16 protein-coding genes are annotated in these 16,949 nt (G+C 61.0%); 8 read left to right on the forward strand and 8 right to left on the reverse strand.

Features of this window, described 5'->3' with window-relative positions; genetic code table 11:
- The first annotated feature begins 7 nt into the window (after positions 1-7).
- Complete coding sequence (locus ACIPL2_RS32345; protein WP_401364086.1) at positions 8-1,063, forward strand: ABC transporter ATP-binding protein; 1,056 nt, start codon at positions 8-10, stop codon at positions 1,061-1,063.
- 143 nt (positions 1,064-1,206) lie between these two features.
- Here the strand turns inward: ACIPL2_RS32345 and ACIPL2_RS32350 are convergent, their stop codons facing one another.
- Positions 1,207-2,136, reverse strand: coding sequence for an AraC family transcriptional regulator N-terminal domain-containing protein (locus ACIPL2_RS32350; protein WP_401364089.1), 930 nt, complete (start codon positions 2,134-2,136; stop codon positions 1,207-1,209).
- Positions 2,137-2,470: 334 nt separating this feature from the next.
- Between ACIPL2_RS32350 and ACIPL2_RS32355 the strand changes: the two genes are divergently transcribed.
- Both ACIPL2_RS32355 and ACIPL2_RS32360 read left to right on the forward strand, forming a co-directional pair.
- Positions 2,471-2,824, forward strand: coding sequence for a putative quinol monooxygenase (locus tag ACIPL2_RS32355; RefSeq protein WP_401364092.1), 354 nt, complete (start codon positions 2,471-2,473; stop codon positions 2,822-2,824).
- A 38-nt stretch (positions 2,825-2,862) separates the two neighbouring features.
- Entirely contained in the window at positions 2,863-3,093 is a 231-nt protein-coding gene (locus tag ACIPL2_RS32360) for a hypothetical protein (protein ID WP_059402244.1), read from the forward strand.
- A gap of 1 nt (position 3,094) precedes the next feature.
- Here ACIPL2_RS32360 and ACIPL2_RS32365 read toward each other — a convergent pair whose 3' ends face one another.
- The 6 genes from ACIPL2_RS32365 to ACIPL2_RS32390 form a co-directional block, all read right to left on the reverse strand.
- On the reverse strand, positions 3,095-3,724 hold the full coding sequence (locus ACIPL2_RS32365; RefSeq protein ID WP_401364096.1) for a flavin reductase family protein: 630 nt from the start codon (positions 3,722-3,724) through the stop codon (positions 3,095-3,097).
- Between the two features lie 206 nt (positions 3,725-3,930).
- Entirely contained in the window at positions 3,931-4,122 is a 192-nt protein-coding gene (locus ACIPL2_RS32370; protein WP_401364098.1) for a hypothetical protein, read from the reverse strand.
- Positions 4,123-4,406: 284 nt separating this feature from the next.
- Positions 4,407-5,726: an MFS transporter gene (locus ACIPL2_RS32375; RefSeq protein ID WP_059402241.1), complete on the reverse strand. Its 1,320-nt coding sequence runs from the start codon at positions 5,724-5,726 to the stop codon at positions 4,407-4,409.
- 311 nt (positions 5,727-6,037) lie between these two features.
- Complete coding sequence (locus ACIPL2_RS32380) at positions 6,038-7,372, reverse strand: sigma-54-dependent transcriptional regulator (protein ID WP_401364101.1); 1,335 nt, start codon at positions 7,370-7,372, stop codon at positions 6,038-6,040.
- Entirely contained in the window at positions 7,366-9,132 is a 1,767-nt protein-coding gene (locus ACIPL2_RS32385) for an ATP-binding protein (protein WP_401364104.1), read from the reverse strand. Before ACIPL2_RS32385 ends, ACIPL2_RS32380 begins: the two co-directional genes overlap by 7 nt.
- A gap of 203 nt (positions 9,133-9,335) precedes the next feature.
- A complete protein-coding gene (locus ACIPL2_RS32390; RefSeq protein ID WP_401364107.1) occupies positions 9,336-10,859 on the reverse strand; it encodes a fumarate hydratase in 1,524 nt (507 codons plus the stop codon).
- Between the two features lie 433 nt (positions 10,860-11,292).
- On the opposite strand from ACIPL2_RS32390, the gene ACIPL2_RS32395 reads away from it, so the two are divergent.
- Genes ACIPL2_RS32395 through ACIPL2_RS32405 form a run of 3 tightly spaced genes read left to right on the forward strand, consistent with a single transcriptional unit; the run spans position 11,293 to position 14,106 of the window.
- On the forward strand, positions 11,293-12,399 hold the full coding sequence (locus ACIPL2_RS32395) for a GGDEF domain-containing protein (RefSeq protein WP_401364110.1): 1,107 nt from the start codon (positions 11,293-11,295) through the stop codon (positions 12,397-12,399).
- On the forward strand, positions 12,392-13,327 hold the full coding sequence (locus ACIPL2_RS32400) for an iron-sulfur-binding ferredoxin reductase (protein ID WP_401364113.1): 936 nt from the start codon (positions 12,392-12,394) through the stop codon (positions 13,325-13,327). The genes ACIPL2_RS32395 and ACIPL2_RS32400 overlap by 8 nt, the downstream gene beginning before the upstream one ends.
- Positions 13,328-13,356: 29 nt before the next feature.
- Positions 13,357-14,106: an enoyl-CoA hydratase-related protein gene (locus tag ACIPL2_RS32405; RefSeq protein ID WP_401364116.1), complete on the forward strand. Its 750-nt coding sequence runs from the start codon at positions 13,357-13,359 to the stop codon at positions 14,104-14,106.
- A 200-nt stretch (positions 14,107-14,306) separates the two neighbouring features.
- Here ACIPL2_RS32405 and pyk read toward each other — a convergent pair whose 3' ends face one another.
- The gene (pyk, locus tag ACIPL2_RS32410) at positions 14,307-15,758 is read right to left on the reverse strand and encodes a pyruvate kinase (RefSeq protein ID WP_401364119.1); all 1,452 of its coding nucleotides are present in this window, start codon (positions 15,756-15,758) and stop codon (positions 14,307-14,309) included.
- Between the two features lie 173 nt (positions 15,759-15,931).
- On the opposite strand from pyk, the gene ACIPL2_RS32415 reads away from it, so the two are divergent.
- Positions 15,932-16,306 carry a tol-pal system YbgF family protein gene (locus tag ACIPL2_RS32415; protein ID WP_401364122.1) on the forward strand — a complete coding sequence of 125 codons (375 nt, stop codon included), beginning with the start codon at positions 15,932-15,934 and terminating at the stop codon, positions 16,304-16,306.
- A gap of 234 nt (positions 16,307-16,540) precedes the next feature.
- The gene (locus ACIPL2_RS32420) at positions 16,541-16,900 is read left to right on the forward strand and encodes a PilZ domain-containing protein (RefSeq protein WP_401364125.1); all 360 of its coding nucleotides are present in this window, start codon (positions 16,541-16,543) and stop codon (positions 16,898-16,900) included.
- Positions 16,901-16,949 lie beyond the last annotated feature (49 nt).

Below are 16,949 nucleotides of genomic sequence, written 5' to 3' on the forward strand. Positions count from 1 at the left end.
GTGCAACATGACTGGTCTGATTCTGGAAAACGTCGAGAAACATTACGGCTCGGCCTGCGCGGTAAAGGATGTGAACCTGCATTTGCCGGAAGGCAAACTGGTGTGTTTCCTCGGCCCTTCGGGTTGCGGCAAAACCACTTTGCTGCGGATGATCGCCGGGCTCGAAACCCTCAGCGGCGGCGAGATTCGCCTGGACGGTGAAGACATCGGCCACACCCCGGCGCACCAGCGCAACTTCGGCATGGTGTTCCAATCCCTGGCGCTGTTTCCGCACATGACGGTCGGCGAGAACATCGCTTATCCGCTGAAACTGCGCGGGGTCAGCAAGGCTGATCAGCAAGCGCGGGTGGTGGAGTTGCTTGAGCTGATTCAATTGCAGGAAATGATTGATCGCCCGGTGGCGAAACTGTCCGGTGGCCAGCGTCAGCGCGTGGCGATTGCCCGGGCGATTGCCAACCACCCGAAAATCCTCCTGCTCGACGAACCGCTGTCGGCGCTGGATGCCAAGCTGCGCGAATCGATGCAGGTGGAAATCCGTCAACTGCAACAGCGCTTGAACATCACCACCATCATGGTGACCCACGACCAGCGTGAAGCCATGACCATGGCCGATATCGTCGTCGTGTTGGGCGAGCATCGCGTGCAGCAAGTGGGGACGCCGATCGAGATTTACCGGCACCCGGCCAACGAGTTCGTCGCGGACTTTATCGGTTCGGGCAACATCTTCCCGGCGACTGCGCTGGGCAACGGCAAGATCAGCTTGCCCGGTGGCGATGCGCTGGAAGTGCCGATCTGCAGCAGCATTGTGGTCGGTGAGAAAGTGAAGATGCTGATTCGCCCTGAAGACCTGCAACTGTCGCATCCGCAGGCAACGGCGGGTAATCGCTTGCTGGGCAAGGTGACGTTCGTGCGCGATATCGGCGCGACGATTGAAACGACCGTGGAGTGTTCAGGGGTTTCGTTTACCGCGCTGAGCACGCCGTGCCAGGGCTTTGGGTTGAGCATTGGCAACCCGGTGTCGGTGACCCTTCCGGCCGAGTCTTGCCGCGTCCTCGGGGCCTGACCCTTAGAGGTGGGTTGACTGTACTGGCCTCTTCGCGAGCAAGCCCGCTCCCACATTTGACCGCATTCTCATGAAGGAACTCGGTCAAATGTGGGAGCGGGCTTGCTCGCGAAGGCGTCAGTCGCAGCATCACAAAAACTGAATCAAACCGACAACCGCAACCGCGCCAAATCCCGGAGTGGCGGCGCCCCGAACAAGCGGCTGTACTCCCGGCTAAACTGCGACGGGCTTTCATACCCGACGCGATACCCCGCTGCTGACGCTTCCAGCCCCTCCGCCAGCATCAGCCGCCGCGCTTCCTGCAATCGCAGCTGCTTCTGATACTGCAACGGGCTCATCGCCGTCATCGCCTTGAACCGGTGATGCAACGTCGACACGCTCAGGTTCACTTCCTTGGCCAGATCATCGATGCGCAGCGGCTGCTCGAAATTGCCGTTGAGCCATTTGATTGCCTGGCTGATGCGGTGGCTCTGGCTATTGGCGATGGCAATTTCGTACAGCCGATAGCCCTGCGGGCTGCGCAACAACCGATAGAGAATCTCCCGACGAATCAGCGGCGCGAGCATGGCGATGTCTTTCGGCGTGTCCAGCAGGCGCGCCAGGCGCAGCACGGCGTCGAGCATCGCCGTGTCGATCCGTTCGACATACAGGCCGCGGCCGGTAGGGCGGGTCGGTACGCCCAAGGGGCCGGCATCGGCAATCAGCGCAGTGATTTCCGCCGGATCAATGTCCAGTCGCACCGAGAGGATCGGTTCTTCAGACGTAACATTCACCACCCGCCCGCTCAGCGGCATCGAAACCGAGACCACCAGGTAATTCAGTGGGTCGTAATTGAAATATTCGTCGGCCAGCCTGACCTCTTTGCTCCCCTGCGCCATGATGCACAACGCGGGTTGCGCCAGTACCGGGGCAAAGTCATGGGACTGGCTGTGTTTCGCCATAAACAGCGAGCCGACGGCAGTCGCATAATTGCCATCCTCCATCGTGTTGCGACGGATGATCGCGGCCAGTTCTGCGCGCTGTTTCTCCATATCGGCGTCCAGCGGGGCTTGAAAGTGATCGAGCGACGACATGCACGGCATCCTCGGTGGGGCATGGGTAATGAGTCGAGCTTAAATTTGTGCAAGACGAAGCGGTAGACACATCCTGCCTCAAGCTTGCCTGATTCTGCACTGAGTGCAGCCGCCGTGCCTCTACATCAGGGCAGCCCCAGGCAAACTTGCTTGAAAGCCACGTTTCGTTGATGGGTATGCGTTTACAGGTTGTTACAGGTTTCTCTTGAAGCCGCGCAGGATTGTGCAATACGGCGGCAGGAATCGACTAACCGCAATGGACCGGGCGCCCTTAACCTTTGATCCTGTCGCAGCCCGCCCCACGGCTGCGGTCGACTACCTGGGAGGGTTGAACATGTCTACGCAGATCCCCGTCAGTCATATGGCCTTTGTCCGTGCCCGCGCCGGGCGTTCGTCGGAACTCGGTGCGCGCCTGAGCGCCTTGATCGAGCCGTCCCGCACCGCGCCGGGTTGCCTGAGCTTTGCCTTGCAGCATTCGCAATGCGATCCCGAGTTGTGGCTGGTGTCCGGTTTCTGGACCAGCCAGCAGGCCATGACGGCTTATTTCGGTAGCCCGGCCATGCAGGTTTTTGCCGAGTTGGTGCAAGACCTGGTGGTCAACAGCCTGGATTTCCATACCTTCCGGGAAGTGTCGGCAGCACAAGCACTCGGTCACCCACAGGCACCGGTACACAAACTGGCCGGTTGAGGGTTTGGCCCCATTCTCAATCAGCCAGGATCCGCGACATGGCACGTAAAGCCTTTGATCATTTCGAAGCTGTTTCCGCTGTAGTACCGGGCGAGGGTGGCTACCACGCCGCGATCGCCGTCAAAGCCATCGGTGGCACCGGTGCGCCGCGTTTTCATAAGGTGCTTGAGGAGCAAATCTTCAAGACTGCAAACGAAGCCGATCTGGCCGCCGCCAAAGAGCTGACCCGCCTCAAAGACGTCAAAGAAGACGCTGACCTGCTCTGGTAAGTTATTTTTTCGCCCCCGGGCGATACATTTTGAACAATGCCTCAGGCCCCAGCTGGAAATAATCCGCTGGCCCGCCGCCGCGCAGAATCGGTTCTGCCGCGGCGGTGTCGTACACACCATCCTTCAACAGCCATTTGGCGATATGCACGGCGACCACTTCGCCGAGAATCAGCCAGCTCGGCACCACGTTTCCGTCGGCCCGCTGCAACTGAATGATCTGCGTGACCTTGCACTCGAAGGACACCGGACTTTCGGCCACCCGTGGCACTTGAATGAGGGTCGAGGCAACCGGCGTCAGCCCGGACAGCTCGAATTCGTTGGTGTCGGGCGGGACCATGGCGCTGCTCTGGTTCATTCGCTCGGCCAATGGCCGGGTCGCCAGGTTCCAGGCGAATTCGCCGGTCTGTTCGATGTTGTTCAAGCTGTCTTTGCGCCCGACGCTGGAAAAACCAACGATCGGCGGAATGTAGTTGAAGGCGTTGAAGAAACTGTAGGGCGCCAGGTTCAGGCGACCCTCGGCATCCTGCGAAGAAATCCAGCCGATGGGGCGCGGGCCGACGATGGCGTTGAACGGGTCGTGGGGCAGGCCGTGGCCGTTGGCGGGTTCGTAGTAGTGGATGTCGTCGGGCATGGAAGGCGTTCCTGAGGCTTCATTCGGGATCGCGCCATAGTGCAAGGACGAACGGTTAATTTCCAGTCACCCAGATCCCTGTAGGAGCGAGGCTTGCCCGCGAAGGCGGTGTGTCAGTCAGTTGATTTGTTGGATGTGAAGTCGCCTTCGCGGGCAAGCCTCGCTCCTACAGGTTTTGTGTCAATTTCGGGATTTATGTTCAGCATTCAACCTATAGCCTCTGCGGTGCCGGTTTTATCGAAGCCGTCGGCGGCATAGGTGTCCGAGTGGGTGCGCTCGATGGCGGCGCTGGCTTCGGAGGCGAAAGAGGCCGAGCCGGTTTTGTCGTATCCGTCGGCAGCGAAGGTATTGGCGGCCAGTACGGAAAGGGCCAAGGCGAGGATCAATTGGATTTTCATGATGTGTACTCCAGATTCGTTCGCAGTGAATACGGTTCAGGCGCTGATTCAGGGCCTGTAACGGATATACGTGCGCCGCGTTGATATGGATGCGGTCAGTTGCAGAATGCTGCTGGAGCATTAACCGATCGTTATCTGCTGGAGGGGTGTAGCGAGGTTGTCTTGATACCGAGGTGCGGCCTTCGCGAGCAGGCTCGCTCCCACATTGGATCTGCATACACCAGAACCCTGTGGGAGCGAGCCTGCTCGCGAAGAGGCCGGCACAGCCGACCTCATCCTTACTATCAGTCGGTCTCGATCCGCGAATGCTTGCGGGTGTCTTTCATGGTCACATAGACCAGCAACGACACGGCAATACAGGCAGTGACATACCAGTAGTAACCGGTTTCCATGCCAATGCTCTTGAACCACAGCGCGATGTATTCAGCGGTACCGCCGAAGATCGACACGGTCAAGGCATACGGCAAACCAACGCCCAGCGCACGGATTTCAGTCGGGAACAGTTCAGCTTTGACCACGGCGTTGATCGAGGTGTAGCCGCTGACGATGATCAGCGCTGCCATGATCAGGAAGAACGCGCCCCACCAGGTGGTGATGGTATGGAGGGTGGTGAGGATCGGCACGGTGAACAGCGTCCCCAGAATGCCGAAGGCAATCAGGATTGGCCGGCGACCGATCTTGTCCGACAGCCCGCCCACCAGCGGTTGCAGGCACATGAACAGGAACAGCGTGGCGGCGGAAATCGTGGTGGAGTCGGAGATGCTCATGCCGACGGTGTTCACCAGGTATTTCTGCATGTACGTGGTGTAGGTGTAGAACGCCAGGGTGCCGCCCATGGTCAGGCCGACCACGGTCATCAGTTCCTTTGGATGGCGCATCAAGGTGCGCATCGCGCTTTCCTTGGCCTTGGCTTTCTTGGTGAACGACTCGGTTTCTTCCATGCCACGACGCAGGTAGAGCGCGACCACGGCACACAGGGCGCCGATGGCAAACGGGATACGCCAGCCCCAGGCATACAATTCTTCGGTGGTCAGCACGTTTTGCAGCACGATCAGCACGCCCAGCGCGATGAGCTGGCCGGAGATCAGGGTCACGTACTGGAAACTGGAGAAGAAGCCGCGACGTTCCTTGGTCGCCATCTCGCTGAGGTACGTCGCCGAGGTGCCGTATTCGCCACCGACCGACAGGCCTTGCAGCAAACGCGCGAACACCAGGAGGATCGGCGCGCCGATGCCGATGGTTTCATAACCGGGGCTGAGGGCGATCAGCAGGGAGCCGAAGCACATCAGGTACACCGACGCCATCAAGGCCTTTTTGCGCCCGACTTTGTCGGCATACAGGCCCATCAGCCAGCCGCCGATCGGACGCATCAGGAAGCCCACGGCAAAGATCGCAGCGGTGTTCAGCAGTTGTGCGGTGGTGTCGCCCTTGGGGAAAAAGGCCTTGGCGAAGTACAGGGAGAAGGCGGCATAGACGTACCAGTCATACCACTCGACCATGTTGCCGACCGAGCCACTGAAGATCGATTTGATGCGGCTGGACGTGGTTCTTGCTTTGGCCGGCACGGCAGCCGACCCAAGCGGCAGGGTATTGGAGTTATCCATTGAAGGATCCTTCGTTTAATTGTTTTTGTGGAGCGCGTTCAAACGCAGCCTGCCAGGGCTATAGCAGGAGCTGTGCCAATCGAAGGAAGGCCGGTTTAGAGGGGGTTAGCGGGTTTTGTGAGCGGAAATCCGCTTATTTGATGTTGGGGGCGAGCGGAAAATCGCTTACCCGGCTCGTGGATTGAAGGTGCTTGCACTGGCCCCTTCGCGAGCAAGCCCGCTCCCACATTCGACCGTATTGATCTGATGGAACTCGGTTAAATGTGGGAGCGGGCTTGCTCGCGAAGGGGCCCGATCAAACACTACAAAAATCAACTGACGGGCAAAAACATCTCGCGTGTCAGGCCATGCCGCTGCAGCTTTTCATTAAAGGTTCGGCGTGGCAGTTGCAGCTCTTCGAGCACCGCCTTCACATCGCCTTTATGCCGGGTCAACGCCGCGCGCAAGCAGTGGGCTTCAAACGCTTCCTGCTGGGCCGCCAGCGACTGCCCGGGATCAATGCCCGCCGGTACTGGCTCGCCCAGCCCCAACACCTGGCGCTCGGCGACGTTCGCCAGTTCGCGCACATTTCCCGGCCAGTCGTGGCTCAGCAAATGGCTCAACTGCGGGCCGCTCAACGGCGGGAACGTGCGGCCCAAACGCTCGGCGGCATTCTGCGCAAACGTCTCGAACAACAACGGAATGTCTTCGCGACGCTCGCGCAACGGTGGCAGACGCAACTCCGCCACGTTCAACCGATAGGCCAGATCCTCGCGAAAACGTCCGGCCCGTGCTTCATCGAGCAGATCCGGTTTGGTCGCGGCAATGATCCGTAAATCCACGCGGATGCTCTGATTCGACCCCAGCCGCTCCAGCTTCTGCTCCTGCAACACCCGCAGCAGTTTCACCTGCTGGGCCAGGGGCATGCTTTCGATTTCATCGAGAAACAGCGTGCCGCCATCGGCGTATTCAAGCTTGCCGATGCGCTTGCCCGAAGCGCCGGTGAATGCACCGCTCTCATGCCCGAACAGTTCGGCCTCGAACAGTTGCTCGGGGATCGCCGCGCAGTTCAGCGCCACAAACGGCTTGTCGGCGCGGGGCCCGAAGTCATGCAGGCAACGGGCAACCAGTTCCTTGCCGCTGCCGGTTTCACCACGAATCAGCACGTTGACCGGCAACGCCGCCAAATCCAGCACTTGCCGGCGCAACGTCTGCAAGCCACGGGACACACCCAACAGCGTTGCATCGAGTTTGCTGCGGTTATCGGCCAGCTCGTGCAGTGCCCGGTTTTCCAGCACCAGCTGGCGTTTTTCCAACGCTCGGCGCAGGCTGCCCAACAGGGTTTCGGGGCTGAAAGGCTTTTCGAGGAAGTCGTAGGCGCCATCGCGCATGGCGTCGACGGCCATCGGCACATCGCCGTGGCCGGTCAGCAGGATCACCGGCAAGTCGGGATCGCGCCGCTGAACTTCGCTCAGCAATTCCAGGCCGCTCATGCCGGGCATGCGCACGTCGCTGAGAATCACTCCGGGGAAATGCCCGGGCAACTGCGCCAGGCACTCATCGGCGCGGCTGAACAGCTGCACGTCGAAACCCGACAGGCTCAGCCATTGTTCGACGGCGCTGCGGATGCTGCTTTCGTCGTCGACCACCATCACTGAATTCAGCATGAGCCATGAGCCTCCAGATCGATCGGCAGGGTGAGGGTAAACGCCGCGCCGTTGCCCTGATTTTCCACACTCAGGCGACCGCCTGATTCGTGAACAATGGCGAACGATACCGCCAGCCCGATGCCCAGGCCATCACCCACCGGTTTGGTGGTGAAAAACGGATCGAAGACCTTCGACAGATTTTCTTCGGCGATGCCGCCGCCGTTATCGGCAACGGTCAGGCGCCACAGTTGCTCGTCGGCTTCGAGACGGATCTCCAGGCGTTTGCAGGCTTTATCGTGCATCGCATCGAGGGCGTTGCGCAGCAGGTTGATCAGCACCTGTTCCAGACGAATCGCGTCGCCACGCACCCAGGCCGGACGCGTCAGGTGCAGCACGGTGCTGACCTGTTCGTCGCGCAGCCGGGTGTCGAGCAGTTGCAATGATTGATCCACCACCGCCGCCAGGTCCAGGCGTTCACGCAGACCGCTGGGGCTTTTGCGGGCAAAGGTTTTCAGGTGGCCGGTGAGGGCGGCCATGCGCGTCAGCATGTCATCCACCGGTTTGAGCGCCTTGTAGGCGTCGTCGACCCGGCCGTGATCGAGCAGCAGCCGCAGCGTCGCAAGCTGCATACGCTGGGCGGTCAGCGGCTGATTGATTTCGTGGGCCAGCGCGGCAGACATCTGCCCAAGCGCGGCGAGCTTGGCCGATTGCACCAGACCGTCCTGGGCCGTGCGCAAGTCGCGTGTGCGTTCTTCCACCAGTTGTTCGAGCTCTTCGCGGCTGCGCTGGCGCATTTTCGCCAGGCGCCAGCGCTGGTTGAGAAACAGCAGCAGGAACACCAGCGTCAGCCACACACCGGCGGCGGCCAGTGCGGCGTTGCGACTGTCTTCGAACGCCACTTGCGGGCGGCGCAACAGGTGCAGCGTCCAGCCTTCGGCGCTCAGCGGCAGGGATTCCCACAGGTAATCGGCCTTGCCGTCGGGGCCATCGACCCGCGCCAGGTCACTGTTGTCGTCGAAACGTCGCAGCGAGTGATAATCCAGCAGCGTCAGCGGCTGCTTGTCGTATTGGCGGGTGACCTTGAGTTCGGCGTGATCGCTGTCGTTCAGCGGTTTCAACAGGCGATAGCGCCAGCCCGTCTGGTTGGCGATGAAGATGATCCCGCGCGCATCGCTGACCAGCAGCGTGTCGCTGCCCTGGCGCCATTCGCGTTCGAGCTCGGGGAATTCGAGTTTCACCACCATCGCGCCGAGAAACTGGCCATCGTCGTTGGTGACGGCGCTGGAGAGGAAGTAACCCGGAATACCGCTGGTCACCCCCACGGCGTAGAAACGCCCGGTGCCTTGGGTGCGGGTCTGGCTGAAATAGGGGCGAAAACCGTAATTGTGGCCGACGTAACTGCTGGGCAAACGCCAGTTGCTCGCGGCCACGGCGAGGCCGGTGTGATCGAGCAATTCGAGGGTTGAGGACTCGGCGGCGCCGTTGATCTTTTCCAGTTTGCGGTTCAGTGCATCCTGCTGTTCGGGCGTCACCGGGCCGTTGAGCGCCGAGCGCAATTGCGGGTCCAGCGCCAGCACGGCGGGCAGGGCGCGGTAGCGTTCGATCAAGGTGTGCAGCGATGTGGCGTACAGCGCCAATTGCTGATTGGCGCGGGCGGCGTCTTCCACCAGGGCCTGGCGCTCGGCGTGTCGCATGGCGAAGGTGGCGGCGATGGCGGTGCCGGCCAGGATGAGCAAGGTGTACAGCGTCAGGCGCAGGGGGCGGGAAGACTCGAACATGCGGGGCATAACACAATGATTACAGGGGGCCGCACGATAACATGTCCCTCTGTAGGAGCGAGCTTGCTCGCGAAGGTGTGTCAGCTAAACAGGTGTCGACTGACACTCCATCGCGAGCAAGCTCGCTCCTACAGGGGAGTGGGTGGGCAATAAAAAAGGCGACAGGGTAAGCCCTGTCGCCTTTGCTGGATCAGTCGAAGCGCTTACTGCACTTCCACCGCCAGGCTTTCACTGATCTTTTTCTGCCAGATGGCAGGACCGGTAATGTGGACCGACTCGCCGTTGCTGTCGACTGCAACAGTGACGGGCATGTCCTTGACGTCGAACTCGTAGATCGCTTCCATGCCCAGTTCGGCGAACGCCACCACGCGGGATTTCTTGATGGCTTGCGCCACCAGGTAAGCCGCGCCGCCGACAGCCATCAGGTACACGGCTTTGTGGTCTTTGATCGCGTCGATGGCGGTCGGGCCGCGCTCGGATTTGCCGATCATGCCCAGCAGGCCGGTTTGCTCGAGGATCTGACGGGTGAACTTGTCCATCCGCGTCGCGGTGGTCGGACCGGCAGGGCCCACCACTTCTTCGCGCACCGGATCGACCGGGCCGACGTAGTAGATGAAGCGACCCTTGAGGTCCACCGGCAAGGTTTCACCCTTGTTCAGCATCTCGATCATGCGCTTGTGCGCCGCGTCGCGACCGGTGAGCATCTTGCCGTTGAGCAGGACGGTTTCGCCCGGCTTCCAGCTCTGCACGTCTTCCGGGGTCAGGGTGTCGAGGTTGACACGGCGGGCCGATGGACCGGCTTCCCAGACGATTTCCGGGTAGGCGTCCAGCGGTGGCGCTTCCAGCGAGGCCGGGCCGGAACCGTCGAGCACGAAATGCGCGTGACGAGTGGCGGCGCAGTTCGGGATCATGCACACCGGCAACGAAGCGGCGTGGGTCGGGTAATCCATGATCTTCACATCGAGCACGGTCGTCAGGCCACCCAGGCCCTGGGCGCCGATGCCCAGTTGGTTGACCTTCTCGAACAGCTCCAGGCGCATCTCTTCGATACGGTTGGACGGGCCGCGCTTTTTCAGCTCGTGGATGTCGATGGATTCCATCAACACTTCCTTGGCCATGACCGCCGCTTTCTCGGCGGTGCCGCCGATACCGATGCCGAGCATGCCCGGTGGGCACCAGCCGGCGCCCATGGTCGGAACAGTCTTCAGCACCCAGTCGACGATCGAGTCGGACGGGTTGAGCATGGCCATCTTCGACTTGTTCTCGGAACCGCCGCCCTTGGCCGCCACGTCCACTTCCACGGTGTTACCCGGAACGATGGAGTAGTGGATAACGGCCGGGGTGTTGTCCTTGGTGTTCTTGCGAGCGCCCGCCGGGTCGGCGAGGATCGAGGCACGCAGGACGTTTTCCGGCAGGTTGTAAGCCCGGCGCACGCCTTCGTTGATCATGTCGTCCAGGCCCATGGTGGCGCCATCCCAACGCACGTCCATGCCCACACGAACGAACACCGTCACGATGCCGGTGTCCTGGCAGATCGGGCGGTGGCCGGTGGCGCACATGCGCGAATTGATCAGGATCTGCGCCATCGAATCGCGAGCTGCCGGCGATTCTTCACGCAGGTAGGCCTCGTGCATCGCCTGGATGAAGTCAACGGGGTGGTAATAGGAAATGAACTGCAGGGCGTCAGCAACGCTCTGAATCAGGTCGTCTTGCTTGATCACGGTCATGAGTCGCGCTCCTCTAAAAGACGGGAACATTCAATAAGGTGCTTGCAGCTTGGGTGCATCGGTCGGTTGCAAGCACCTTTCAAGGCACGCCGGGCATGCTGGCGCGACGCTAAAAAGGCGCGGCAGTATAACGCGCCTCGGTCCCGTAAACACCCGCCGACATTCAATCGTTGGTCGCATAAGCCGGCGACGCAGCTGAACCCGCGATGGCGGTCCAGCATTCGACATAAAGGGTGAAGGTGATGGCCCCATCGCGGGCAAGCCCGCTCCCACAGGTTTATGTGAAAATTTGCGGGAATCCGGGTCGTGGTTGAGCCAGCAGTTTTTTCGCCCTGAAAATTGAATGGTCATTTATCGGTCGCGCCACTAAAGTGGCAGCCGGCCTGTAGAGTAGGACACTCTGACAGTCTCCTTTCGCACGGTGAGTCAACGATTGACCCATAACGCTATCCAGCGCCTTTTGCTCAAACGCTTTGCCCTCGCAGCCGGCACCTACGCCCTGGCCTTGCTGCTACTGTGGCTGGCGTTTTTTACCGGGCATTACGATCAACCGCTGTCCAGCGTGGCCGTCGGCAGTGCACTGGTCGTCATCAGCCAGGGCGCCTTGTTTGCCGTGTTTTACAGCGGCTGCAATTTACGTTTTTCCGACCCCAGCCTGACCGAAGTCCAGGTGTTGTTGGGCCTGGGCTGGCAAACCTGGCTGATCGCCAACCTTGACGAGGCCCGTGGCGCGTTTCTGGTGTTCTACGTGCTGATCCTGCTGTTCGGCCTGTTCCACCTGTCGCGCCGGGCCTTCCTGCGTTGTGCAGTGTTGGTGTTCTTCAGTTTCAGCGCGATCACGCTGTGGGAGGGCTACCACTTCCAGTTGCTCGACCCGGCGCTGGCGGCGTTGCAGGTGTGCGTGCTGTATATTGTGCTGGTCTGGCTGGAGCTGTATGCCCGTTACGTCCAGGCTTCGCGACAACGCATGCGCCAACGGCGTTTTGCTTTGCAGGCGCACCAGGACACGCTGCGCGGGATGATGCGCCAGCTCGAAGACCTGGTCGCCACCGACGAGCTGACCGGGTTGTTCAATCGCCGGCACTTCCTGCGCCTGGCCTCCCGCGAGCTCAACGCCATGGACGCCGATGTCGTGCACGGCCTGGCGCTGATCGACCTCGACCATTTCAAACGCATCAACGATGTGCACGGCCACGCCGCTGGCGATCAGGTGCTGCAAGCCTTTGCCGCCGTGGCCACCGCTTGCTTGCGCGAGGGTGATGTTCTGGCCCGCTACGGCGGTGAAGAATTCGTGTTGCTGTTGCCCGACTGCAACGCCGAACGCCTGACTTCGTGCTGCGAGCGGCTGCGGATTGCCTTCACCGATGTCGAACTGATCGGCCTGAATGTCAGCCATCTGAGTTTGTCGGCGGGCATGACGTTGCTGGAGTTGGGCGACGACCTCGACGACGCCTTGCAGCGGGCCGATCAGGCGCTCTATCGGGCCAAGCGTGACGGCCGCAATCGTTGCGCGGCGGCGTGGGAGAACGTCGATGCCTGAACTGCGCGTCGGCGAGCGCCAATGGTCGGTGGCGGCGGGCAGCAACCTGCTCGATGCACTGAATCAGAACGGCGTATCGGTGCCCTATAGTTGTCGCGCCGGCAGTTGCCATGCGTGCCTGGTGCAGTGTGTGCAAGGGCTGCCCAGCGACAGCCGCCCCGATGCCTTGAGCGCCGAACAGCGTCAGCAAGGTTGGCGCCTGGCGTGCCAGTGCCAAGTGGTCGAGGATTTACAGATTCACACCTTTGACCCGCAACTGGACGGTCGCCCGGCCGAGGTGGCGGCGGTTGATTGGCTGAGCGCCAGCGTGTTGCGTTTGCGCCTGACTCCGCAGCGTCCGTTGCGCTACAGCGCCGGGCAACATCTGGTGTTGTGGGCGGGCCTCGTTGCCCGACCGTATTCCCTGGCCAGCCTGCCGGGCGACGACCGATTTCTGGAATTCCATCTCGATTGCCGCCAATCGGGGGCGTTCAGCGATGCGGCCCGGCAATTGCGGATCGGCGATTCGATCCGCCTCGGCGAGTTGCGCGGCGGCGCCTTGCATTACGACGCGGACTGGCACACCCGACCGCTCTGGCTGATGGCCGCCGGTACTGGATTGGGGCCATTGTTCGGCGTCTTGCGCGAAGCACTGCGCCAGGATCACCAGGGCGCCATCCGCGTGATTCACCTGGCCCATGATGCCGAGGAGCATTACCTGGCCAAACCCCTGCAAGCCATGGCCGCGAGCCGCCCGAATCTGAGCATCGAGCTGTGGACCCCGGCCGAGTTGCCAGACGCTTTGGCACAACTGCGGCTTGTTTCCCGGCAAACCCAAGCCTTACTCTGCGGGGCCCCCGATAGTGTCGACGCCTTTGCCCGGCGCCTGTACCTGGCGGGACTGCCGCGCAATCAACTGCTGGCCGATGTTTTCCTGCCTCGCGGTTGAGCGCTGACTTTTCAGACGCGAGACCTGCCATGACCGATGCCATCACTGTTGAGCGCGAACGGGGCCTGCTGACCCTGCGCCTGAACCGCCCCGACAAGAAAAACGCCCTGACCCGCGCCATGTACAGCCATCTGGCCGAAGCGTTGAAGCAGGCGGACACCGACCCCGAAATCAACGCAGTGCTGATCACCGGTTCAAGCGAGTGCTTCACCGCGGGCAACGACATCGCCGATTTCCTTCAACAACCTCCGAGCGACCTCGACAGCCCGGTGTTTCAGTTCATGCTGACGCTGCTTGAATGCCGCAAACCGGTGATCGCCGCTGTGGCCGGCGCCGCGGTGGGTATTGGCACGACGCTGCTGCTGCATTGCGATCTGGTGTATGTCAGCGCGGACGCGCGGTTACGCATGCCGTTCGTCAACCTCGGGCTCTGCCCGGAATTCGGTTCCAGCCTGATCCTGCCGCGATTGCTCGGCCACGCCAAAGCGGCGGAGCTGTTGCTGCTCGGCGAAGGTTTCAGTGGTGAACAGGCGGCCGCGTGGGGCATTGCGACCGAAGCATTGAGCAGTGGCGAAGCGGCGTTGGCCAAGGCGCGGGAGATGGCGTTGCGCTTCGAGTCGCTGCCAGCGGAGGCGGTGCGCATCAGCAAACAATTGATGAAAGCCCCGGACCGCGAGCCGCTGCGCAAGGCCATCGAAGAAGAGGCTGCACTGTTCACCCAGCGGCTGCGTTCGCCGGAAGCGGTGGCGGCGTTGACCGGGTTCATCAAGCGGCATTGATTTTTTGGTGACTGGGCCGGCCCCTTCGCGAGCAAGCCCGCTCCCACATTCGACTGCATTCCTGTTGGAATAACTCGGTTAAATGTGGGAGCGGGCTTGCTCGCGAAGGCGGCAGCCCAGACAACACATTGTCCGGACCAGAAACGCAAAAGCCCCGCCATTCACCATGGCGGGGCTTTTGTTTTTCAGCAACCGATCACTCAGACCATCGGGTCGCCAACGTGCAGGATTTTCATCCCGTTGGTGCCGCCGGTGGTGTGGTAGCTGTCGCCCTTGGTCAGGATGACCCAGTCGCCTTTCTCAACCACGCCGCGCTTGACCAGCTCGTCGATCGCCTTCTGGCTGACTTCGTTCGGTGCCAGAGAAGCCGGGTCGAACGGGATGGTGTACACACCACGGAACATCGCCGCACGAGCCTGGGCTTCGCGGTGTGGCGTGAACGCGTAGATCGGCACCGAGGAACGGATGCGCGACATGATCAGCGGGGTGTAGCCACTTTCGGTCAGGGCGATGATCGCCTTCACGCCCGGGAAGTGGTTGGCGGTGTACATGGTCGCCAGTGCAATGCTCTCGTCGCAGCGCTGGAATTCCTTGCCGATGCGGTGGCTGGAGGTCTTGCTGGTCGGGTGCTTTTCAGCGCCGATGCAGATACGCGCCATGGCTTGCACAGCTTCCAGCGGGTACAGGCCGGCAGCACTTTCAGCCGAGAGCATCACGGCGTCGGTGTAGTCGAGCACGGCGTTGGCCACGTCGGACACTTCGGCGCGGGTCGGCATCGGGTTCTGGATCATCGACTCCATCATCTGGGTCGCGACGATCACCGCCTTGTTATGGCGGCGTGCGTGCAGAATGATTTTCTTCTGAATGCCCACCAGCTCGGCGTCGCCGATTTCCACACCGAGGTCACCACGGGCAACCATCACCGCGTCGGACGCCTTGATCAGGCCGTCGAGGGTTTCGTCGTCAGCCACGGCTTCGGCACGTTCGATCTTCGCCACCAGCCAGGCAGTACCGCCGGCTTCGTCGCGCAGTTGACGGGCGTATTCCATGTCGGCGGCATCACGCGGGAAGGAGACCGCGAGGTAATCGACTTCCATTTCAGCGGCGAGCTTGATGTCGGCCTTGTCTTTCTCGGTCAGGGCCGGTGCAGTCAGGCCGCCACCGCGACGGTTGATGCCTTTGTGGTCCGACAGCGGACCGCCGATCAGTACGGTGCAATGCAGTTCGGTGGCCGTGGCGGTATCAACGCGCATCACCACGCGACCGTCGTCGAGCAGCAGCTCGTCGCCCACGCCGCAGTCTTTGACCAGGTCCGGGTAGTCGATGCCGACCACTTGCTGGTTGCCTTCGGTCAGAGGATGGCTGGTGGAGAAGGTGAATTGATCACCGATCTTCAGCTCGATCTTCTTGTTGGCGAATTTGGCGATACGGATTTTCGGGCCTTGCAGGTCACCCAGCAGGGCGACGAAGCGGCCGTGCTTGGCCGCGAGGTCACGCACCAGCTTCGCGCGAGCCTTGTGCTCGTCGGGGGTGCCGTGGGAGAAGTTCAGGCGGGCGACGTCCAGGCCAGCCAGAATCAGCTGTTCGAGAACTTCCGGCGAGTTACTGGCCGGGCCAAGGGTAGCGACGATTTTGGTGCGACGGACGGACATGCATAGACTCCTGAGTTCAAGCGCTGAGTGAGGCTACTATGGTCGGAAGTTGTAGTCATTGTTCGTGTGCACTACTTATTCGTTGTTTCTTTGAAACGCGCAACTTTCGTTATACAGGCATCCTGAAGATTTCCGCCAACGGGTCGATACAGAGCTCAAGACAGGAGATCCCCATGCGATTCGTGCTCATTGCCGCCCTTGCCCTCAGCGTTACGGGTTGCACCCGTTTCTCGATGAACCATCATTTGAACAATGCCTACAGCGCTTACGACCGAGGCAATTGCGAGCAGGTGACACTCGAACTGTCCAAAGTCGAACGCGCCAGCCGTGCGCGGCCTTATGTATGGCCGGAAGTGTCGATGTTGCGCGGTTTGTGCCTGGAGCGGCAGAAGCTGTTTGTCGATGCGGCCCAGACGTATCAATTCATCATTGCGTCGTACCCGCAAAGCGAATACGCCTATCGTGCCCATGCGCGCCTGGAAACGTTGCAGAGCCTGGGTCACTACCCGTTACGTTCCGCCGCTGTCGTGCGCCCGACCCGGTTTTGATTGCGGTTCTCATTCATTCGCTGGCCGACCGGCGGTGGTGAGCTATAGTCGAATAAATCGTTTTTAGAGTGTTTTTTCTAAACCGAGGTAATACCTGAAACTGGCAGAAGTCAGCGGCGGTGGTTTGTTGGATTGTCGCACCGGGATCGGGGAGAGCGGCCAGCATCGTTGATGCAGGCTCGTTCCGAAGCATTAGTGCGGTCCTGCTTAAGGGCCTTGCATAGCGAATTCAGCATGTTTACCGACCGCCGGATCGAGCGGCATCAACTGCCGTATTTTCTGAAAGTGTTCAACAGCGTCACCGATAAACCGATTGGTTATCTGGGCAACGTTTCCGAGCACGGATTGATGCTCATCAGCCAATTGCCGATGATGATCGGCGCCGATTTCGATTTGCGCCTGAAAATCCCGGCCAGCGACGGCATCCTGCAGGTCATCGATCTGCGGGCGTGTTGCCTGTGGTGCCATGAAGACGCGACCCCCAACCATTATGACGCCGGCTTCAGCCTGCAACAGGCGCCCCCGGAATATGGGCAATTGGTGGATGCGCTGAAGCAGTACTTCAGTTTTCAGCCGTTGCCTGCGTCTGCCTGAGATCAGCGGTGCCTTGACGATCGCCTTCGCGAGCAAGCCCGCTCCCACA

Source organism: Pseudomonas sp. NPDC086251 (assembly GCF_044746405.1).
GTDB lineage: Bacteria > Pseudomonadota > Gammaproteobacteria > Pseudomonadales > Pseudomonadaceae > Aquipseudomonas.